At 73.4% G+C, this 24074-nt stretch carries 1 protein-coding gene; it reads left to right on the forward strand.

Annotated elements, in window-relative coordinates; all coding sequences use genetic code 11:
- Window positions 1–74: 74 nt before the first annotated feature.
- On the forward strand, window positions 75–24074 hold the full coding sequence (locus ABEA26_RS01055) for a non-ribosomal peptide synthase/polyketide synthase (protein ID WP_345588234.1): 24000 nt from the start codon (window positions 75–77) through the stop codon (window positions 24072–24074).

Consider the following 24074-nt stretch of genomic DNA (forward strand, 5'->3'; position numbering starts at 1 on the left):
GTGACGACACCGCGGTCGGCGCGCTCCGGCGTGCCCCGCCACCACGCCTGCCCACACTCTCGGAGGTACCTCCCATGTCCCGTCGCGACGGTGACGCCCTTCCCCTGACAGCGGCCCAGCGCGAGATCTGGCTCGCCGAGCAGAGCTCCCGGACGCCGATCGCCGGCTACCGCGTCGGCGAGTGCCTGGAGATCCACGGGCCGATGGACCGGGAGCTGTTCGACACCGCGCTGCGCCGGGTGGTCGACGAGACCGACGCCCTGCACGTGACCTTCGTCGACGACGGCGACGGTCCGCGCCAGATCCTCCGGGAGAGCTGGGACTGGGCTCCGGCCCACCTCGACCTCAGCGGGGAACCCGACCCCCGGGCGGCGGCCCTGGAATGGATGGAGCGGGACCTGCTGCGCCCGCTGGACCTCGCCCGTGACCCGCTGTTCGGCCACGCGCTGATCAAGGCGTCGCCGACGGAGTACCTCTGGTACCTGAACTACCACCACGTGGTGTTGGACGCGATCAGCAACTCCATGCTCCGGGAACGGGTCGGGGAGGTCTATTCGGCACTGGCCGAGGGCGGCGCCGTACCCACCTGCCCGTTCGGCCCGCTGCGGGACCTGGTCGACAGCGACGCCGCCTACCGGGCCTCGCCCGACTTCGCCGCCGACCGCGCCTACTGGACCGAGCGCTTCACCGACCTGCCCGCCCCGACCCGGCTCACCGACACCTCCGCGGCCGACCCGCACCGCGCCCTTGGTCTGGCCGGGGAGCGGGAACTGCGCCGTCCGGAAGCCCTGCGGGCGGCGGCGGCACGTTCGGGCGTCCGGTGGTCCCGGCTGCTGGTCGCGGCGACGGCGCTCTACGCCCACCGGCTGACCGGCGACCAGGACGTGGTGCTCGCCCTGCCCGTCACCGCCCGACGGGGCGCCGACCGCGACCTGACGACGGTGCCGGGCACGACGTCCAACGTGGTGCCGCTCCGGCTGACGGTGCGGCCGGACATGCCGTGGCGCGAACTCGTCGCCCAAGCGGCGCGGGAGGTCGAGACGGCCGTCGCGCACGAGCGTTACCGCAGCGAGGATCTGCTGCGGGACCTCGGCGTCCCCGGCAGTATCGGGACGGCGTTCCCGCTGATCGTCAACATCATGGCCTTCCACTCCCGGCCGAGCTTCGCCGGGCTCCCCGCCTCCGTGCACCACTTCGTGTCCGGGTCGACCACCGACCTCGCCCTCTGGGTCTTCGACTACCGGGACGGCAATCCGCCGCTGCTCCGGCTGCACGGCTCTCCGGAGGCGTACCGCCCCGGCGACCTCGCCGCCCACCAGCAACGGCTGCTCACACTGCTGGACACCCTCGCGGACTGCGACCAGGACGAACCGGTGGGCCGGATCGAACTGCTCACCGCCGAGGAGCAACGCGAGCTGGCGGTGCTCGGCACCGGGCCGGTCGCGCCGGTCCCGACCACGAACCTCCCGGAGCTCTTCAGGGAACACGTCCGGGAGAACGGCGACCTGGTCGCGCTGGTGTGCGGCGACGCCTCGCTGACGTACGCGGAACTGGACGCGCGGACCAACCGGCTGGCGCACGCCCTGATCGCCCGCGGAGCAGGCCCTGAGCGGCTGGTGGCGGTGGCACTGCCGCGTTCTGTGGAACTGGTGACGGCGATCCTCGCGGTGCTGAAGACCGGGGCGGCGTACGTGCCGGTCGACCCCGAGTACCCGGCCGCGCGGATCGCGTACCTGCTCGACGACGCCCGGCCGGCTCTGCTGGTCACGGACTCCCGCAGCGAGGAAAGGCTGACGACGACCGGGCCCGCCGACCGGCTGGTACTCGACGCCCCGGAAACGGCCGCCCTGGTGGCCGCCTGCCCGGCGACCGACCCGATGGTGGCCATCGACCCGCGGCTCCCGGCTTACGTCATCCACACCTCCGGCAGTACCGGCCGGCCCAAGGGCCTGCTGCCGACCCACGGCGGCCTGCTCGACCTGTTCACCGACCTCCGGCAGGTGCACTTCGCGCCGGTGCTGAGGACACGGCAGCGGCTGCGGGTGGCGCTGACCACCTCGGTCTCCTTCGACGCTTCCTGGAACCAGCTGTTCGCCCTGTTCGGGGGCCACGAGCTGCACGTTCTGGGACACGCGACCTGGACCGACCCCGACGCCCTCGTCGGTTACGCGGCGCGCTGCCAACTGGACTACCTCGAAGCCACCCCGTCCTACCTCCAGGAGCTCGTCTCGCACGGGCTGCTGAGCGATCCGCGGTGGCGTCCGACGCTTGTCGCGGCGGGCGGCGAGGCCGTACCGGAGCGGCTGTGGGAGCAACTGCGGGCGGCGGAGGGCGTGACCTGCCTCAACCTCTACGGACCGTCCGAATGCACCGTCAACTCGGTGATCGCCCCGCTGGAGTCGAGCCCGCGCCCGGTGATCGGCAGGCCGGTCACCAACGCCCGCCTGTACGTGCTCGACGACGCCCTGCGGCCACTGCCGATCGGAACGGCCGGTGAGCTGTACATCGCGGGCGCGGGGCTGGCCCGCGGCTACCTGGGCCGGCCGGGGCCGACCGCCGGGCGGTTCGTCGCGGACCCGTTCGGGCCGAGCGGGTCGCGGATGTACCGTACCGGGGACCTGGTGCGGTGGGACGCGGCCGGGAACCTCGAGTTCCGCGGCCGCACCGACGACCAGGTCAAGATCCGCGGTTTCCGGATCGAGCTCGGCGAGATCGAGGCCGTTCTCGCCGAGCACCCGCAGGTCGCCCGGGCCGCCGTGACGGTGCGCACCGAGGAGGAACCCCGGCTGGTCGCCTACGCGGTGCCGGAGCCCGGCTCCTACGTGACGGGCGCCGCCCTGCGCGACCACCTGGGGGACCGGCTTCCCCGGCAGATGGTGCCGGCCGCGTACGTGCTGCTGGACGCGCTGCCGCTGACCCCGAACGGCAAGCTGGACCGGCGGGCCCTCCCGGCGCCCGAGCGGCAGCCCGCCGCGCCGGGCCGTGTCCCGCGCACCGCGACCGAGCACCTGCTCGTCGGGTTGTTCGCCGAGGTGCTCGGGGTGGCCGACCCCGGGCCGGACGACAACTTCTTCGACCTCGGCGGGCACTCTCTGCTGGCCACCCGGCTGGTCGCCCGGATCCGCTCGGTCCTCGGCGTGGAGCTGCGGCTCGGCGACCTGTTCGACGCACCGACAGCGGCGGAACTGGCGGCGGCCGTGGACGCCGCGGGCAGGGCACGCCCGGCGCTGGCACCGCGCGAGCGGCCCGAGGCGGTCCCCCTCTCCTTCGCGCAACGCCGGTTGTGGTTCCTGCACCGCATGGACGGCCCGAGCGCCACCTACAACATCCCGCTGATCCTGCGGCTGTCCGGGAAGCTGGACCAGCGGGCCCTGGAAGCCGCCCTGACGGACGTGGCCGAGCGGCACGAGAGCCTGCGCACCGTCTTCCCGGCGATCGACGGCGTGCCGTGTCAGCGGGTGCTGGACCCGGCACAGGCTCGGCCGCGGCTGCGGATGACCGAGACCGGCGAACGCGAGCTGCCGGAGCGGCTGGCGCAGGCGGCCCGGCACGGCTTCGACCTCGCCGAGGAGCCGCCGCTGCGCGCCGAACTCTTCCGGCTGACGGCCGAGGAGCATGTGCTGCTGCTGGTGGTGCACCACATCGCCGGCGACGGCTGGTCGATGGGGCCGCTCTCACGGGACCTGACGGCCGCCTACACGGCCCGGGTCGAGGGCGCGAAGCCGGAGTGGTCGCCGCTGCCGGTCCAGTACGCGGACTACGCCCTCTGGCAGCGGGAGCTGCTCGGCGACGGCTCGGACCCGGACAGCCTGCTGAGTGGCCAACTCGTCTACTGGAGCGAAAAGCTGGCGCATCTTCCGGAGCAGGTGGAGCTGCCGTTCGACCGGCCCCGGCCGACCGCGATGTCCTACCGGGGCGCCCACCTGCCGGTGCGCATCGACGCCGAGCTGCACCAGGGCCTGAGCACGCTCGCCCGTGACGGCGGGGCCAGCCTCTTCATGGTGCTCCAGGCCGGTCTGGCCGCCCTGCTGGGCAAGCTGGGCGCGGGCAGCGACGTCCCGATCGGCACGCCGGTCGCCGGACGCACCGACGAGGCCGCGGACGAGTTGGTCGGCTTCTTCGTCAACACCCTGGTGCTGCGGACCGACCTCTCCGGTGACCCGTCGTTCACCGAACTGCTGGGCAGGGTGCGCACCGGCGCGCTGGCCGCCTACGCGCACCAGGACGTGCCTTTCGAGCACCTGGTGGAGGCGTTGAACCCATCCCGGTCGCTGGCGCACCATCCGCTGTTCCAGACCATGCTCGCGTTGCAGAACGCACCCCTCGGCACCTTCCACCTGCCCCGGCTGCGGGCGGTGACCGGCCTGGTCCCCACCGGGACGGCCAAGTGCGACCTGACCTTCGTCCTGGCCGAACAGCCCGGTGAGGACGGTCTGTCGGGCGTGGTGGAGTACAGCACCGACCTGTTCGACGAGCCCACCGTGACCGGGATCGTCGAGCGGTGGCTGCGGCTGCTGCGCGCCGTCGTCGCCGATCCGGGCCGCAGGGTGGGGCAGGTGGACGTGCTGTCCGCCGAAGAACTCCGCGCGCTGCTCCCGGCGCCCACCGAAAGGAGCGTGAGGCCCTCGACGAGCAGCCTGACCGCGCTGTTCGAGCGGCGGGTACGGGCGAACCCGGACGCGGTCGCCCTCACGGACGGCGACGTCACCCTGACGTACGGCGAGCTGAACGCCCGCGCCAACCGGCTCGCGCACGCCCTGATCGATCGGGGGGTGGGTCCGGAGCAGCGGGTGGCGCTGGCCCTGCCGCGCTCGGCGGAGCAGGTCGTGGCCGTACTCGCCGTGCTGAAGGCGGGCGGCGCCTACCTCCCGGTGGACCCGGAGTACCCGGCCGCCCGGATCGGCTACCTGCTCCAGGACGCCAGGCCCGCGCTCCTGGTGACCACGAGCCGGATCGGCGACCTGCCGGGAGCGGGCCAGGTGGACCGCCTGCTGCTGGACGCCGCCGACCTGGACGGGCTGCCGGACACGGACCCGGAGCCCTCCCCGGGCCCGGACCACGCCGCCTACGTCATCTACACCTCCGGCTCCACCGGCGCCCCCAAGGGCGTGGTGGTCCCGCACCGGAACGTGGTGCGGCTGTTCGGCGCCACCGAGAAGCTGTTCGGCTTCTCCGCCGAGGACGTCTGGACGCTCTTCCACTCCTACGCCTTCGACTTTTCGGTGTGGGAGCTGTGGGGGCCGCTGCTGCACGGCGGGCGTCTGGTGGTCGTGGACCACGAGACCAGCCGCTCGCCCGGCCGTTTCCTGGACCTCCTCGCCCGCGAACGGGTGACCGTGCTCAACCAGACGCCGTCCGCGTTCTACCAGCTGATGCAGGCGGACGCGGAGTTCCCGCGGACCGGCCGCTCGCTCGCGCTGCGCACGGTCGTGTTCGGAGGCGAGGCGCTGGAGCACGCCCGGCTGGCGAGCTGGTACGAGCGGCACCCGGACGACGCCCCACGGCTGGTCAACATGTACGGCATCACCGAGACCACGGTGCACGTCACCCACACGGCGCTCGACCGGACAGGAACCGCCCCCGGTCAGGTCGGCGCGGCCCTTTCGGACCTGCGGACGTACGTGCTGGACGCCCACCTGCGCCCGGTGCCCCCGGGCGTGCCCGGCGAGCTCTACGTCGCGGGCGCGGGCCTGGCGCGCGGCTACCTCGGCCGGCCCGGCCTGACCGCCGGGCGGTTCGTGGCGGACCCGTTCGGACCGCCGGGATCGCGCATGTACCGCAGCGGCGACGTGGTGCGCCGCGCGACGGACGGCATCCTGCGCTACGTCGGCCGCGCCGACCAGCAGGTGAAGGTGCGTGGCTTCCGGATCGAGCTCGGCGAGATCGAGGCCGCGCTGGCCGCGCACCCCGGCGTCGCCCAGGTCGCCGTCCTGGCCCGGCAGGACCGGGCCGACGACACTCGACTGGTCGCGTACCTGGTTACGGCCGCGGATGACGCCCCGAGCCCGGCCGACCTGCGCGCGCACCTGCGCGAGCGGTTGCCGGAGTACATGGTGCCGTCGGCGTTCGTCGCGCTGGACACGCTGCCGCTGACGGCCAACGGGAAGCTGGACCACCGGGCTCTGCCCGCCCCCGATTTCGCCCCGGCGGCCACCGCCCGGGCGCCCCGCACCCCGCAGGAACAGATCCTCTGCGAACTGTTCGCCGAGGTCCTGGGCGTCGCGTCGGCCGGCGTCGAGGACGGCTTCTTCGACCTGGGCGGGCACTCGCTGCTGGCCACCCGCCTGGTCGCCCGGATCCGCGCGACGCTCGGCGTGGAAACGCCGCTGCGGACCCTGTTCGAGGCGCCGACCCCGGCCGGCCTGGCCGCCGCCCTGGCGGCGGCCGGACCGGCGCAGGCCGCCCTGGCACGGCGCGAGCGCCCCGAGGCGATCCCGCTGTCGTTCGCGCAGCGGCGGCTGTGGTTCCTGCACCAGTTGGAGGGCGCCGGCGCGAACTACCACATCTCCCTGGCTTGGCGGCTGTCCGGGCATCTGGACCGGCGGGCCCTGGAGGCCGCCGTGACGGACGTGGTGGCCCGGCACGAGAGCCTGCGCACCGTCTTCCCCACGGTGGACGGCGTGCCGTACCAGCGGGTGCTGGACGTGGTGGCAGCCCGCCCGCGGCTGCTCGTCAGCCGGACGACTGAGGCCGAGCTGCCGGCCGTCCTGGCGGAAGCGAAGGCCGCTCCGTTCGACCTGGCGGCAGATGTGCCACTGCGGGCCGGTCTGTTCGAGCTGGCGGCGGACGAGCACGTGTTCCAGGTGGTGCTCCACCACATCGCTGGTGACGGCTGGTCGCTGGGCCCGCTCGCGCACGGACTGACCACCGCCTACGCGGCGCGCTGCCGCGGCGAGGAACCGCGGTGGGCCCCGTTGCCGGTCCAGTACGCCGACTACACCCTGTGGCAGCACGAGCTGCTCGGTGACGCGGCCGACGGGGACAGCCTGTTCGCCCGCCAGGCGGCCTACTGGACCCGGCAGCTGGCCGGTCTGCCCGAGCAGCTCCAGCTGGTCGGCGACCGGCCCCGCCCGGCGGTCGCCTCGCACCGGGGCGGTTCCCTCCGTGCCGAGTTGGACGCCGAGCTGCACCGCGGGCTGCGCGAGCTCGCCCGCGCACACGGCACCAGTCTCTTCATGGTGCTCCAGGCCGGACTGGCGGTGCTGCTCAGCAAGCTCGGCGCGGGTGACGACATCCCGATCGGCAGCCCGGTCGCGGGCCGGACCGACCAGGCGCAGGACGAACTGGTCGGCTACTTCGTCAACACCCTGGTGTTCCGTACCGAAATCTCGGGTGACCCCACGTTCGCCGAACTGCTGGGCCGGGTCCGGGAGACCGCGCTGGCCGGGTACGCGCACCAGGACCTCCCCTTCGAGTACATGGTCGAGGTCCTCAACCCGGTCCGGTCGCTGGCGCACCACCCGCTGTTCCAGGTCATGCTGGTGCTGCAGAACGCGCCCCGGGCCGACTTCGCGCCCCCCGGCCTGCGCGTCGACGACATGCCGTCAACGTCCACCACCGCCAAGCTCGACCTGATCTTCACCATGTCCGAGCGGCACGCGGAGGACGGCTCCCCGGAAGGGATCGACGGGACCGTCGAGTACGCAGGCGACCTGTACGAACCGGCCACCGTCGAGACGATGTTCGGGCGGTGGGTCCGGCTGCTTCGCGCCGTGGTCGCCGACCCGCGGTCGCGGCTCAGCCGCTTCGGCCTGCTCACCGCAGAGGAACGCGGTGAGCTGACGGCGCTGGGCACCGGCCCGGCGGCCCAGGCCTTCACCGAGAGCCTGCCCGAGCTGTTCCGGGCACAGGTGCGTGCCACTCCGGAAGCCGTCGCGGTGGTGGGGCCGGAAGCCTCGCTGACGTACGCGGAGCTGGATGCGCGGGCGAACCGGCTGGCGCACGCCCTGATCGCGCGGGGCGCGGGGCCGGAGCGGCTGGTGGCGGTGGCCCTGCCGAGGTCGGCCGGGCTGGTGGTGGCCATCCTCGCGGTGCTGAAGACCGGCGCCGCCTACCTCCCGGTCGACCCCGAGTACCCGGCCGCGCGGATCGCCTACATGCTCGGCGACGCCCGGCCGGTCCTGGGGGTGACCGACGCACGCACCCGCGGCCGGCTGCCGAAGACCGGTCCCGCCGAGTGGCTGGTGGCCGACGACCCGGAGACGGCCGCGCTGGTGGCCGGGTGCCCGTCGGCGGACCCGGCGGTGGCCATCGATCCGGGCCACCCCGTCTACGTCATCTACACCTCCGGTTCCACCGGCAGGCCCAAGGGCGTGGTGGTCACGCACGGCGGCCTGTTCAACCTGTTCGCGATCCAGTGCCCGCTGGTCTTCCGGACGGGGAAGCGGTTGCGGATGGGGTTCACCACGTCCGTGTCGTTCGACGCCTCCTGCGACCAGATGTTCGCCCTGTACGCCGGCCACGAGCTGCACGTCCTGGACGAGGCGACCTGGTCCGACCCGGACGCCTACATCGAGTACGCCGCGCGGTGCGAGCTGGATACCGTCGGCGGCACCCCGTCCTACCTGCACGTGCTCGTCGAGAACGGCCTGCTGGACCATCCGCGGTGGCGTCCTTCGCTGGTCGCGCTGGGCGGGGAGGCCGTACCCGAGCAGCTGTGGCGGCGGTTGCGGGCGGCCGACGGAGTGTTCTCCCTGAACTACTACGGGCCGGCCGAGTGCACGGTGGACTCGGCCTGCGCGCCGCTGGAGTCGAGCCCGCGCGAAGTGATCGGCCGACCGCTCGCCGGTGTCCGGCTGCACGTCCTCGACGCCGCGTTGCAGACGGTGCCCGCGGCTGTGGCCGGTGAACTGTACATCGCCGGGGTGGGGCTGGGGCGCGGCTACCTGAACCGGCCGGGCCTGACCGCCGGGCGGTTCGTGGCGGACCCGTTCGGGCCGGCCGGCACGAGGATGTACCGCACCGGTGACCTGGTGCGGTGGGGGGCGGACGGAAACCTGGAGTTCCTCGGCCGTACCGACGACCAGGTCAAGGTACGGGGCTTCCGGATCGAGCTCGGCGAGATCGAGGCGGCACTGGCGGAACACCCGCGGGTCGCGCGGGCCGCCGTCATCGTCCGACAGGACCGGGCGGGGGACGCCCGCCTGGTCGCCTACCCGGTGCCCGCCACCGGGGCGGAACCCCGGCCGGAGGACCTGCGGGCACACCTGCGCGAGCGGCTGCCCGACTACATGGTGCCCGCCGTGTTCGTCGTCCTCGACGCCCTGCCGCTGAACGCCGGCGGCAAGCTGGACCGGCGCGCCCTGCCCGAGCCCCAGGCCACCGCGACGCGGTCCGGCCGAGCCCCGCGCACTCCCCAGGAACAGGTGCTGGCAGAGCTGTTCGCCGAGGTACTGGATCTGCCTCGGGTCGGGGTCGACGACGACTTCTTCGACCTGGGCGGGCACTCCCTGCTGGCCACCCGGCTGGCGGCCCGGGTCCGTGCGGCCCTGGGCGTGGAACTGGCGCTGCGCACCCTGTTCCAGACCCCGACGGTGGCCGGGCTGGCCGCCACGCTGGGTGACGCGGACCGGGCCCGGCTCGCCCTGGGGCGGGTGGAGCGGCCCGAACGGGTGCCGCTGTCGTCCGCTCAGCACAGGCTCTGGTTCCTGTGCCAGATGGAGGGCGCCGCCTCGGTCTACAACATGCCGCTCGCCTGGCGGCTTTCAGGACCGCTGGACCTGGCGACCCTGGAGGCGGCGCTGGGAGACGTCGTCAGCCGGCACGAGACCCTGCGCACCATCTTCCCGGCCGTGGACGGCGTGCCCTGCCAGCAGGTGCTGGCCACCGCGGAGGCGCACCCGAGGCCGGTGCTCACCCCGGCCGACGAGAAGGACGTGCTGGAGCTGCTGGCGGGAGCCGCGGCGCGGGGATTCGATCTGGCGGCCGAACCACCGTTGCGCGTCGAGGTGTTCCAGCTCTCGACGGACGAGCACGTGCTGCTTCTGGTGATGCACCACATCGTCGGTGACGGCTGGTCACTGGGCCCGCTGGCAGCCGACCTGGCCACCGCGTACGCGGCACGCCGCCAGGGTGAGGAGCCGCGGTGGGCCCCGTTGCCCGTGCAGTACGCCGACTACACCCTGTGGCAGCGGGAACTGCTCGGCGACCCGGCCGACCCGGCCAGCCTGTTCGCCGGCCAGCAGGCCTACTGGACCGGCCGGTTGGCGAACCTGCCGGAGCAGATCCGGCTCCCCGCCGACCGCCCCCGCCCCACGACCCCCTCCTACTCCGGTGGCCACCTCGCGATCGAACTGGACGCCGAACTCCACGCCGGTCTGGTCCGCCTGGGCCGCGAGCACGGAGCCAGCGTCTACATGGTGCTGCAGGCCGCGCTGGCGGCGCTGCTGGACAAGCTCGGCGCGGGAGACGACATTCCCGTGGGCAGCCTGATCGCAGGCCGGACCGACCAGGCCCTGGACGACCTCGTCGGATTCTTCGTCAACACCCTTGTGCTCCGCACGGACACCAGCGGCGACCCGACCTTCACCGAGCTGCTGGGCCGGGTCCGCGAAGGCGCGCTGGCCGCGTACGCGCACCAGGACCTGCCGTTCGAGTACGTAGTCGAGGCACTCAACCCGTCCCGGTCGCTTGCCCGCCAGCCGCTGTTCCAGGTGGCGCTCGCGCTGCAGAACGTGCCCCGCACCGAGTTCGTCCTGAGCGGTCTGACCGCCGAGATCGTCCTGGTGCGGACGCCGACGGCGATGTTCGACCTCGGCTTCCACCTGCTGGAGCGCGGCGGCGCCGGCGGACCGGCCGAGGGCATCGTCGGGCGGGTCGAGTACAGCACCGATCTCTTCGACACCGCCACGGTGAAGACACTGGTCGCCCGGTGGCTGCGTCTGCTGGCGTCGGTGGCCGCCCGGCCGGACCGACCCCTGAGCCGGATCGACGTCCTCACCGCCGAGGAGCGGCACGAACTGCTGGTCGTACGCAACGACACCGCCTGCCCGGCTTCTGGTGCCGGACGCTTGCCCGCTCTGTTCGAGGCGCAGGTCCGATCCACCCCCGAGGCTCCGGCGGTGGTGTTCGAGGACACCGTACTGACCTACCGGGAGCTGAACCGCAGGGCCAATCGCCTGGCGCACGCGCTGATCGCGCGCGGGGTGGGGCCGGAGCAGGTCGTGGCCCTGTGGCTGCCGCGCTCCGCCGAAGTGGCCGTCGCCGTCCTCGCGGTGCTCAAGACGGGTGCGGCGTACCTGCCGGTCGACCCGGACTACCCGTCCGCCCGTATCGCCTACATGCTGGAGGACGCGCGGCCGGCCGTGGTGCTCGACGACCTCGCGGCCGTCACGCCGGACGGGGATCTGCCGGAACACGATCCGGCCGTCGCCGTGGACGCGCGCCACCCGGCCTACGTCATCTACACCTCGGGCTCCACCGGCAGGCCCAAGGCCGTCGTGATGCCCGCCGCCGGGCTGCTGAACCTGCTGGCGTGGCACCACGGGTCCGTCGGCGGCGAACCCGGCACGCGAACCGCGCAGTTCACCGCGATCAGCTTCGACGTCTCGGTGCAGGAGACACTCTCCGCGCTGCTGTACGGCAAGACCCTGGTGGTGCCGACCGAGGACCAGCGCCGCAGTGCCGAACTGCTCGCCCGCTGGCTGGACCTGCACGGGGTCGAGGAGCTGTTCGCCCCCAACCTGGTGATCGAGGCGTTGGCCGAGGCCGCCGAGGAGGCCGGTCTCGAGCTGCCGAAGCTGCGGCTGATCGCGCAGGCCGGCGAGGCGATGCGCCTCGGCGGTGTCGTACGCCGCTTCCGGTCCCGGCGGCCGGGCCGGGAACTGCACAACCACTACGGCCCCGCCGAGACCCATGTGATCACCGCCTACCCGCTGCCGGCCGACCCCGACGACTGCCCGCTGCCGGTGCCGATCGGCCGTCCGATCGCCAATTGCCGCGCCTACGCGCTCGATCCGGCACTGCGGCCGGTCGCGCCCGGCGTACTGGGTGAGCTGTACCTCGCCGGGACGGGCCTCGCCCGCGGTTACCTGAACCGGCCCGGGCTCACCGCCACGCGGTTCGTCGCGGACCCCTACGGCCCGGCCGGCACCCTGATGTACCGCACCGGTGACCTGGTTCGCTGGAGCGCCGACGGCGAGCTGGAGTTCGCGGGCCGGGCGGACCACCAGGTGAAGGTCCGCGGGTTCCGGGTCGAGCCGGGCGAGATCGAGGCCGAGCTGGCCGCGCACCCGCGGGTCGCCCAGGTCGCGGTACTCGCCCGGGAGGACCGGATCGTCGCCTACGTAGTCCCCCTGGCCGGGACCGGGGCCACCGTGGCGGAGCTGGTGGCGTACCTGCGTGACCGGTTGCCCGACTACCTGGTGCCGTCCGCGTTCGTGCTGCTGGACGTGTTGCCGCTGACGCCGAACGGGAAGCTGGACCGGGCGGCGCTGCCCGCGCCCGAGCCGGGTACGGCCACCGGTGGCCGGGCGCCGCGCACGCCGCAGGAGGAGATCCTGTGCGAGCTGTTCGCCGAGGTGCTGGGCGTGTCGCGGGTCGGGGTCGACGACGGCTTCTTCGAGCTGGGCGGGCACTCCCTGCTCGCCACCCGGCTGGTCTCGCGGGTCCGGGCGACCCTCGGCGTCGAGCTGGAACTGCGCTCCCTGTTCCGCACCCCGACACCCGCCGGACTGGCCGCCGGGCTGCACGACGCCGGCACAGCCCGCCGGGCGCTGGTACCCCGGCCCCGCACCGAACCGATGCCACTGTCGTTCGCCCAGCGCCGGCTCTGGTTCCTCCAGCAGTTCGGGGCGCCGAGCGCCACCTACCACATGCCACTCGCCCTGCGCCTCTCCGGCAGCCTCGACCGGGCCGCGCTGGATCAGGCGCTGGCCGACGTGGTGGCCCGGCACGAGACCCTGCGCACGGTCTTCCCGCACACCGCCGGAATCCCGCGCCAGCGGGTGGTGGACAGTACCGAGGTCGCTGTCCCGCTGACCGTACGCGCGGCCGGCGAGGCGGAGATGCCCGCCCTGCTGCGCGAGGCGGCGGTACGGGCGTTCGACCTGACCTCCGAAGTGCCGCTGCGGGCGGAGCTGTTCGCACTCGCGCCGGACGAGCACGTGCTGCTGCTGGTCATGCACCACATCGTCGGGGACGGCTGGTCCATGGGCCCGCTCGCCCGTGACCTGGCGACCGCCTACACCACCCGGCGGGGCGGCGGGGCGCCGGCCTGGCCGCCGCTGCCGGTGACGTACGGCGACTACACCCTGTGGCAGCACGAGGTCCTCGGTGACGAGCACGACACGGACAGCCTCTTCGCCCGCCAGGTCGCCTACTGGAAGGAGGCGCTGGCAGGGCTGCCCGAGCAGGTGCCGCTGCCTGCCGACCGGCCGCGCCCGGCCACCATGTCGTACGGCGGCGACCTGCTGGAACTCCGGATCGGCGCCGAGCTGCACGCGGCGCTGGTGGAGATGGCGCGCCGCTCGGGCGCGACCCTGTTCATGGTGCTGCAGGCCGCGTTGGCGGCGTTGTACACGCGGCTGGGCGCGGGGACGGACATCGCGATCGGGTCTCCGGTCGCGGGGCGTACCGACGAGGCGCTGGACGACCTGGTCGGCTTCTTCGTGAACACGCTGGTGCTTCGTACCGACACGAGTGGTGATCCGAGTTTCGCCGAGTTGCTGGGGCGGGTACGGGAGACGGCGCTGTCGGCGTACGCGCACCAGGACGTGCCGTTCGAGCACCTGGTGGAGGTGCTGAACCCGTCCCGGTCGCTCTCCCACCACCCCTTGTTCCAGACCGGCCTCGTCGTGCAGAACGCACCGGGCGGCGACTTCGAGCTGCCCGGTCTGATGGTCTCCGGCGTCCCCGTGCTCACCGGGACCGCGCGGCTCGACCTGACCTTCGGGTTCGCGGAGGAGCACGGTCCGGACGGCACGCCGGCCGGACTCAGCGGTGCGGTCGAGTACAGCACCGACCTGTTCGACCGCTCGACGGTCGAGACCCTGGTCGCCCGGTGGACCAGGCTGCTGGCCGCGGTCGTCGCCGCGCCCGACCGGCCGATCGGCGGTATCGACCTGCTCTCCGACGACGAGCGCCGCGAGCTGCTGCCCGCCGTCCGGGGTGAGGCGGCCGGCGGGGCGAGCCTGACGGAGCTGCTGGCGGGGCAGGTGGCGGCGACGCCGGACGCGGTCGCGCTGGTGTGTGGTGATGTCGAGTTGACGTACCGGCAGTTGAACGCCCGGGCGAACCGGTTCGCGCACGCGCTGATCGCCCGGGGTGTCGGTCCGGAGCAGACCGTGGCCGTGGCCCTGCCGCGGTCGGTGGAGTCCGTGGTGGCCGTCCTGGGGGTGCTGAAGGCCGGAGCCGCGTACCTGCCCGTGGATCCGGCATACCCGCAGGCGCGGATCGGGTACATGCTGGACGACGCGCGGCCGACCGCGGTGGTCGACGATCCGGCACTGGTGGCCGGGGCGTCCGGCCTGCCGGAGACCGACCCGGGTGTCGTGGTGGACGCCCGGCACCCGGCCTACGTGATCTACACATCAGGGTCGACGGGCCGGCCCAAGGGCGTGGTGGTGAGCCACACCGGAGTGTCGGGCCTGGTGGCGGCGCAGGCCGACCGGCTGGGCGTGGCGCCGGGCAGCCGGGTTCTCCAGTTCGCCTCGACCAGCTTCGACGCGTCCTTCTGGGACCTGTGCGGTGCCGTGCTCACCGGCGCCGCCCTCGTCCTGGCCCCGTCCGAGACGCCGCTGGAGGCCCTGACGGACCACCGGCTCGGCATCACGCACGTGACGCTGCCGCCCTCGGCCCTGGCCACGGTGGAGAGCGCCGACCTCACGGCCGGCACCCTGGTGGTCGCGGGTGAGGCCTGCGCGCCGGAGCTGGTCGCCCGGTGGGCGCCGGGCAGGCGGATGATCAACGCGTACGGTCCGACGGAGACGACGGTCTGCGCGACCATGAGCGACCCGCTGTCCCCGGGGGCGGGTGCGCCGCCGATCGGCCGGCCGGTCGCGGGCTTCGGGGTGTACGTCCTGGACGAGCGGCTGCGCGTCGTGCCGCCCGGGGTGGTGGGGGAGTTGTACGTCGCCGGCCCCGGTCTGGCGCGCGGGTACCTGAACCGGCCCGCTCTGACGGCCGGGCGGTTCGTCGCCTGCCCGTTCGGCCCGACGGGTGCGCGGATGTACCGCACCGGGGACCTGGTGCGCCGCCGGACCCGGGGGTGCCCGATGACGGAGGCCGGGGGAGGGGAGCTGGAGTACGTCGGCCGTGCCGACGACCAGGTGAAGGTGCGTGGTTTCCGCGTCGAACTCGGCGAGGTCGAGGCGGCCCTGGCCGAGCACCCGGGCGTCGCCCGGGCGGCCGTGCTCGCCCGGGACGACCGGCTCGTCGGCTACGTCGCGGCGCGTCCCGACGTCACCGTCCGCCCCGCGGAGCTGGCGGCGTACCTGCGTGACCGGTTGCCCGACTACCTGGTGCCGTCCGCGTTCGTGCTGCTGGACGTGTTGCCGCTGACGCCGAACGGGAAGCTGGACCGGGCGGCGCTGCCCGCGCCCGAGCCGGGTACGGCCACCGGTGGCCGGGCGCCGCGCACGCCGCGGGAGGAGATCCTGTGCGAGCTGTTCGCCGAAGTGCTGGGCGTGTCGCGGGTCGGGGTCGACGAGGACTTCTTCGAGCTGGGCGGGCACTCCCTGCTCGCCACCCGGCTGGCCGCGCGGGTGCGCTCGGCGCTCGGTGTGGAGCTGGCGCTGCGCACGCTGTTCCAGGCGCCCACCGTGGCGGGCCTGGCCGAGGCGCTGACCGAGGCCGGCCGCGCCCGCCCGGCGCTGACCGGGCGCGAGCGGCCGGAGGCGGTGCCGCTGTCCTTCGCCCAGCGCCGCCTCTGGTTCCTGCACCGCATGGACGGTGCCGCCGCGACCTACCACATTCCGCTGGCGCTCCGGCTGACGGGGACGCTCGATGGAGTGGCGCTGGATCAGGCGCTGGCCGACGTGGTGGCCCGGCACGAAAGCCTGCGGACCGTCTTTCCGGAGGTCGACGGCGTACCCCGGCAGATCGTCCTCGACCCGGCCGAGGCCCGGCCCCGGGCGGGGCTGATCGAGGTGTCGGAGGCCGAACTGCCGAAGCGGTTGGCCGAGTTCGCACGACGGCCGTTCGGCCTGGAGGCCGAAGCGCCGCTGCGGGCTCAGCTGTTCGCGCTCGCACCGGACGCGCATGTGCTGCTGCTGGTCATGCATCACATCGCCGGTGACGGCTGGTCGACCGGACCGCTGGCGCGCGACCTGGCCGAGGCGTACGCCGCCCGGTGCGAAGGCCACCCCCCGCACTGGCCGGTCCTGCCGGTGCAGTACGCGGACTACACGCTGTGGCAGCGCGACCTGCTCGGCGACGCCGCCGACCGCCGAAGCCGGTTCGCCGAGCAGCTCGACTACTGGAAGGGGCAGCTGTCCGATCTGCCGGAGCTGCTCCAGCTGCCCACCGACCGGCCGAGGCCCGCCGCGGCCGGGTGGCGCGGGGACCATGTCGGCCTGGAGCTGAGCCCCGAACTGCACGTCTCGCTGCAGGAGTTGGCTCGGAAGTCGGGTGCGAGCCTGTTCATGGTGCTGCAGGCGGCGGTGGCGGCGTTGTACACGCGGCTGGGCGCGGGGACGGACATCGCGATCGGGTCTCCGGTCGCGGGGCGTACCGACGAGGCGCTGGACGACCTGGTCGGCTTCTTCGTGAACACGCTGGTGCTTCGTACCGACACGAGTGGTGATCCGAGTTTCGCCGAGTTGCTGGGGCGGGTGCGGGAGACGGCGCTGTCGGCGTACGCGCACCAGGACGTGCCGTTCGAGCACCTGGTGGAGGTGCTGAACCCGTCCCGGTCGCTCTCCCACCACCCCCTGTTCCAGACCGTCCTGGCCCTGCAGAACGCTCCGACGGGCCGGTTCTCCCTGCCGGGCCTGGACGTCACCACCTACGCGGTGGACACCAAATCCGCCAAGTTCGATCTCGGGGTGAGCCTGGTCGAACAGTTCGCTCCCGACGGCAGCCCGGCGGGCATCGTCGGCGCGGTGGAGTACGCCACCGACCTGTTCGACCGCTCGACGGTCGCGGCGCTCGCCGGGCGCTGGACACGCCTCCTGGAGGCGGTCACCGCCGACCCGGACCGGTCGATCGGACGGATCGAGCTCCTCGACGCCGACGAACGGCACCGTTTGCTGGAGCGGGGCAACGAGACGGCCCGACAGGTGGCGGCCGTCCCGGTGCCGCGGGCCTTCGCGGGGCAGGTGGCGGCGACGCCGGACGCGGTCGCGCTGGTGTGTGGTGATGTCGAGTTGACGTACCGGCAGTTGAACGCCCGGGCGAACCGGTTCGCGCACGCGCTGATCGCCCGGGGTGTCGGTCCGGAGCAGACCGTGGCCGTGGCCCTGCCGCGGTCGGTGGAGTCCGTGGTGGCCGTCCTGGGGGTGCTGAAGGCCGGAGCCGCGTACCTGCCCGTGGATCCGGCGTACCCGCAGGCGCGGATCGCGTACATGCTGGGGGACGCCCGGCCGGCACTGATGGTCGACGACCCGGAGCTGGTGACCGAGGTGTCCACATGGCCCGACACCGACCCCGTGGTCGCGCTCGACGTCCGCCATCCCGCCTATGTGATCTACACCTCGGGCTCGACCGGCCGCCCCAAGGGCGTCGTCGTGGGCCACGGCGGCGTCGCCAGCCTGGTCGCCGCACAGATCGAGCGCTTCGCGATCGACCCCGACAGCCGGGTGCTCCAGTTCGCCTCGCCCAGCTTCGACGCCTCGGTGTCGGAGATCTGCACCGCCCTGCTGCGCGGCGCGGCCCTGGTGCTGCCTCCGACGGCGGACCCGGTCGCCGCGCTGACGGACCGGGACCTCGCGGTCACCCACGTGACCGTGCCCCCGTCCGTCCTCGCCGCCGTGCCCGAGGGCTCGATGCACGTGTCGACGCTGGTGGTCGCGGGGGAGGCGTGCCCGCCGGAGCTGGTGGACCGCTGGGCGTCCGGGCGCCGGATGGTCAACGCGTACGGTCCGACGGAGACGACGGTGTGCGCGACCATGAGCGACCCGCTGTCGCCGGGAGCGGGTGTGCCGCCGATCGGCCGTCCGATCGCCAACGCCCTGGTGTACGTACTGGACGAGCGGCTGCGACCGGTGCCGCCGGGCGTGGCGGGAGAGTTGTACGTCGCGGGCGCGGGACTGGCGCGCGGATACCTGAACCGGCCGGACCTGACGGCCGGGCGGTTCGTCGCCTGCCCGTTCGGAGCCGGTGAACGTATGTACCGCACCGGAGACCTGGTGCGCTGGCGGGGCTGGGGCCACCCCCGGCCGGAGGCTGGGGGAGAACAGCTGGAATACGTCGGCCGTGCCGACGACCAGGTGAAGGTGCGCGGTTTCCGGATCGAGCCCGGCGAGGTCGAGGCGGCCCTGGCCGAGCACCCCGCCGTCGCCCGGGCCGCAGTCCTCGCCCAGGACGACCGGCTCGTCGGCTACGTCGTCCCGCGCCGGGACGAGGACCGGGACAGTGGCCTGGAAACGGACCACGTGGTCGAGTGGCAGAACATCTACGACGCCCTGCCCATCACCTCCGAGGAAGCCGGCTTCGGCCAGAACTTCGTCGGCTGGAACAGCAGCTACGACGCGAGCCCGATCCCCGTCGAGCAGATGCGGGAATGGCGGGACGCCACCGTGACCCGCATCCTGGCCCTGCGCCCGCGCCGGGTACTGGAGATCGGCGTCGGAACCGGACTGCTGCTCTCGCAGACCGCACCGCACTGCGAGACCTACTGGGCGACGGACTTCTCCGCCACGGCGATCGACGCGCTGACCGCCCAGGTCGCCCGCCGGACCGACCTGGCCGAGCGCGTCGTGCTGCAGACCCGCCCGGCGCACGACACCGACGGCCTGCCGGCCGGAGGCTTCGACACCATCGTGATCAACTCGGTGGTGCAGTACTTCCCGTCCGCCGACTACCTCGCGGACGTGATCGGCAAGCTGATGCGGCTGCTCGCCCCCGGCGGCACACTCTTCGTCGGCGACGTACGCAACCTGCGGCTGCTGCGCCCGCTGGCCACCGCTGTCCAGCTGCGCAGGACCGGTGCCGACGGCGACCTCGCGGCGGTGCGCCGCGCGGTGGAACAGGCCGTCAGGGTGGAGAAGGAACTCCTGGTCGACCCGGACTTCTTCACCGTCCTGCGGGAGCGCGGCACGGACATCGGCGCTGTGACCGTCGAGGTCAAGCGCGGCCGCCACCACAACGAACTGACCCGCTACCGCTACGACGTGACGCTGCACAAGCCGCCGGTGACTCCCATGGTGGCGAGCCGGCCCGTCGAGCTGGAGTGGGGACGGCGGCTGGCCGGACTGGACGAGCTGCGTGAGCTGCTCGCCCGGCCGCAGGGGGACCTGCTGAGGATCACCGGAGTGCCGAACCGCCGCGTGGCGCGCGAGTCCGCCCTGGCCCGCGCCGTGCAGAACGGCGACGACTCGCTCGCCGAGCTGCTGGAACGGCTGCACGGCCCGGAGGAGAGCGGACTGCCCGATCCGGAGGACTTCCAGGCCATCGGGCTGGAGTTCGACCGCCGAGTGTGCGTCACCTGGTCGGCCACCGAGGACGACACCGTGGACGTCGTCTTCGCCGCCCCGCGGGCGTGCCACGGCTCCCCGGTCGAGCCGTACCGGCCGGCCCTCACCACCGGCAGGCCGCTGTCGTCGCTCACCAACCGCCCGACCGGCAGCCGGGGCGCCGGCGCCCTCGTCGGCGAACTCCGTGGATGGCTGCGCGGGCGACTGCCCGACTACCTGGTCCCATCGGCGTTCGTGGCGCTGGAGACGTTGCCGCTGACGGCCAGCGGCAAGCTCGACCGCCGCGCACTGCCCGCGCCCGGCCTCGGCCCCGCCGGAGCCGGGCGGGCGCCGCGCACCCCGCAGGAACAGCTCCTCGCCGAGCTGTTCGCCGAGGTGCTGGGCCTCACCCAGGTCGGTGTCGAGGACAGCTTCTTCGACCTGGGCGGACACTCACTGCTGGCGACCCGCCTTGCCTCCCGCGTCCGGGCGACCCTCGGTGCGGAGCTCGAGGTCAGGACGCTGTTCGAGACGCCGACGGTCGTTGGACTGGCGGCCCGCCTCGACGGCTCCGGCACGGCGCGGCCGACGCTGACCGCCCGGCCACGGCCCGAACGCGTCGAGCTGTCCTTCGCCCAGCGCCGTCTGTGGTTCCTGCACCGGATGGACGGGCCGAGCGCCACCTACAACATGCCGCTCGCGCTGAGCCTGACCGGCGAACTCGACGGCCCTGCCCTGCACGCCGCGCTCGCGGACGTGATCGCCCGGCACGAGAGCCTGCGGACGGTCTTCCGCGAGATCGACGGTGTGCCGTACCAGGTCGTACTGACCGCTGAGGAGGCGTATCCGGAGCTGCCGGTGGTCGAGCTCGACGAGGGCCGGCTGGCCGAGCGGCTGGCTCGGACCGCACGGCGGGGCTTCGACCTGGCGGCTCAGCCGCCGGTGAGGGCCGAGCTGTACGCGCTCGCGCCCGACCGGCACGTACTGCTGGTCGTCGTGCACCACATCGCCGCCGACGGCTGGTCCATGGGGCCGCTCTCCGCCGACCTCGCGGCCGCCTACACGGCGCGCTGCCGGGGCGAGGACCCGCAGTGGTCCCAGCTGCGGGTGCAGTACGCCGACTACACCTGCTGGCAACGCGACCTGCTCGGCGACACCGCCGACCCGGACAGCCTCTTCGCCCGGCAACTGGCCTACTGGAAGGGTGAGCTGGCGGGAATTCCGCAGCAGGTGCAGTTGCCCGCCGACCGGCCCCGGCCGCCGGTGGCCTCCCAGCTCGGCAGCCGGGTCGTGGTCCAGCTGGACCCCGAACTGCACCAGGCACTGCGGGACCTGGCCGCCGCACGCGGCGCCAGCATGTTCATGGTGCTCCAGGCCGGTCTGGCCGCGCTGCTCACGCGGCTCGGCGCCGGCACCGACATCCCGGTCGGCAGCCCGATCGCCGGCCGTACCGACCAGGCGCTGGACGAGCTCGTCGGCTTCTTCGTCAACACCCTGGTACTGCGCACCGACACGAGCGGCGATCCCGGCTTCGCCGAACTGCTCGACCAGGTGCGGCAGAAGGCGCTCGCCGCGTACGACCACCAGGACGTGCCGTTCGAGTACCTGGTCGAGGTGGTCAACCCGGCCCGCTCGCTGTCGCACCACCCGCTGTTCCAGGTCATGCTGGCCCTGCAGAACGCGCCGGTGGGAGAGTTCGCGCTGCCGGGCCTGTCGACCGGCCACCTGGAGGCGTCGACCGGGACCTCGCGGGTCGACCTGACGTTCAGCCTGGCCGAGCGGTTCCGTGCGGACGGCGGCCCCGACGGCCTGGTCGGCGCGGTGGAGTACGCCACCGACCTGTTCGACCCGGACACCGTGGAGCTGCTGTTCGCCCGCTGGGCACGGCTGCTGCGGGCGGCGGCCGACGACCCCGGCCGGCCGATCAGCCGGATCGACATCCTGTCGGACACGGAACACGCACGGCTGCTCTCCGCGTCCACCGGCGCCGCGGCCGAGCTGCCCGAGGCCGCGCTGCCGGAGCTGTTCGCCCGTCAGGTGCGCGCCACCCCGGACGCGGTGGCCGTGGTGGCGAACGCCACCGAGCTGACCTACCGGGAACTCGACCAGCGGTCCAACCGTCTCGCGCGGGCACTGATCCGCCAGGGCGTACGACCGGAGACACCGGTCGCGGTGCTGCTGGACCGCTCGGCGGACCTGGTCGTGGCGCTCCTGGCGATCACCAAGGCGGGTGGCGCCTATGTGCCCCTCGACTCGCGCTTCCCGCAGACCCGGATCGATCTGATCCTCCAGGAGGCCGGGGTCGCGCTGGTGCTCACCGAGGACGCGCTGACCGCGTTGACCGAGGACGAGCCCGATGCGTCCGACGTTCCAGTGCACTGCGCTCAGCGGCAGGTGGCGTACGTGATGTACACCTCCGGCTCGACCGGGCGGCCGAAGGGCGTGGCCGTCACCCACCGGGACGTCGTGGGCCTGGCGCTCAGCCCCGAATGGCACGGCGGCGGCCACGAGCGGGTGCTGATGCACTCCCCGACCGCCTTCGACCTCTCGACCTACGAGCTGTGGGTGCCGCTGCTGGGCGGTGGCAGGATCGTGGTCGCACCGCCCGAGCGGCTCGACCTGGACCTGCTGCAGCACACCATCAGCACGCACGGGGTGACCGGACTGTGGCTGACGGCAGGCCTGTTCCGCCTGGTCGCGGAGGAGCGCCCAAGCCTGCTCGCAGGGGTCCGAGAGGTGTGGACCGGCGGTGACGTGGTCTCCCCGGCCGCCGTCGCCCGGGTGCTGGAAGTCTGCCCGGGCACCGAGGTGGTCAACGGCTACGGACCCACCGAGGCGACGACCCTGGCCACCCGGCACCCGGTGCGCCACCTCCCCGAGCACGCCGCGACCGTGCCGATCGGCCGGCCGATGGCGAACATGCGCGCCTACGTGCTCGACGACCACCTGCGGCCGGCGCCCACGGGGCTGGTCGGCGAGCTGTACCTCGCGGGGACGGGCGTGGCCCGGGGCTACTTCGGTCGGCCCGGCCTGACGGCGGAGCGCTTCACGGCCGACCCGTACGGGCCGCCCGGAAGCCGGATGTACCGCACCGGCGACCTGGCACGGTGGGCGGCCGGGGGGACACTGGAGTTCGCCGGACGGACCGACCACCAGGTCAAGCTCCGCGGCCTGCGCATCGAGCCCGGCGAGATCGAGGCGATCCTCGCGGACGCCCCGGGTGTCGCGCAGGCGGCCGTCGTCGCCCGCGAGGACCGGCCCGGCGACAAGCGGCTCGTCGCCTACCTGGTATCCACCCCCGAGGGCGCGCCCGAGGCGGGCGAGCTCTCCGGGCGACTGCGCCGCGAACTGCCCGACTACATGGTGCCGTCGGCGTTCGTCGTCCTGGACACGCTGCCGCTGACCGCCAACGGCAAGCTGGACCGGGCCGCCCTGCCCGCCCCCGAGTACGGGGCGACGGGCGCCGGACGCGGTCCCCGGACGCCGCGGGAGCAGTTGCTGTGCGACCTCTTCGCCGAGGTACTCGGCCGGGAACAGGTGCGCATCGACGACAACTTCTTCGATCTGGGCGGGCACTCGCTGCTGGCCGCCCGCCTGGCATCCCGCGTCCGCGAGACGCTCGGCCTGGAGCTGGGCCTGCGCATGCTCTTCGAGGCGCCGACCGTGGCCGGTCTCAGCGAGCGCCTGGTCATGGACGACCCCGACGACGCGTTGGACGTGGTGCTGCCGCTGCGGTCGACCGGGACCGGCACGCCGCTGTTCTGCGTCCACCCCGGCGGCGGCATCAGCTGGTCGTACAGCGGACTGCTGAACCACATCGGTCCCCAGCACCCGGTCTACGCGATCCAGGCGCGCGGCCTCGGCCGTCCCGAACCCCTGCCGACGTCCTTCGAGCAGATGGCGGCGGACTACGCCGACCAGATCCGCAAGATCCAGCCTCAGGGCCCGTACCTGCTGCTCGGCTGGTCCGCCGGCGGGCTGATCGCCCACGCGCTCGCCTGCGAGCTGCAGGCGCGCGGCGAGCGGACCGCGCTGCTGGCCATCCTCGACGCCTACCCGGTGAAGGACGTGCGGTTCGAGGAGATGCCCGTGCCCACCGAGCGGGACGTGCTCGTCGGTGTGCTCGACGTCGACCCGGACGAGCTGGGCGACCGGGAGCTGACCTACGGCGAGGTCGCCGAGGTCCTGAACCGGAGGGGCAGCGCGCTGCAGGGCCTGACGGAGCGGCAGATCGAGGTCATCGTCCACATCATGATCAACAACGCGAAGCTGGCGGTCGACTTCGTCCCCGCCGAGTTCGACGGCGACCTGCTGCTGTTCAACTCGACCGTCGACCGCGGCGGGGACGACGCCGGGCCCGCGACCTGGCGCCCGTACCTCACGGGCCGGATCGAATCGCACGAGATCACCACCCGGCACAACAAGATGACCGAAGCCGGCTCACTGGCCCAGATCGGACCGATCCTGGCCGCCCGCCTGGCCGAGGCCACCGGTGACACCACCCTTTCCCTCCAGGAGGACTGA

Origin of the sequence: Streptomyces marokkonensis (assembly GCF_039539045.1) — a bacterium.
In the GTDB taxonomy this organism is placed as follows: domain Bacteria; phylum Actinomycetota; class Actinomycetes; order Streptomycetales; family Streptomycetaceae; genus Streptomyces; species Streptomyces marokkonensis.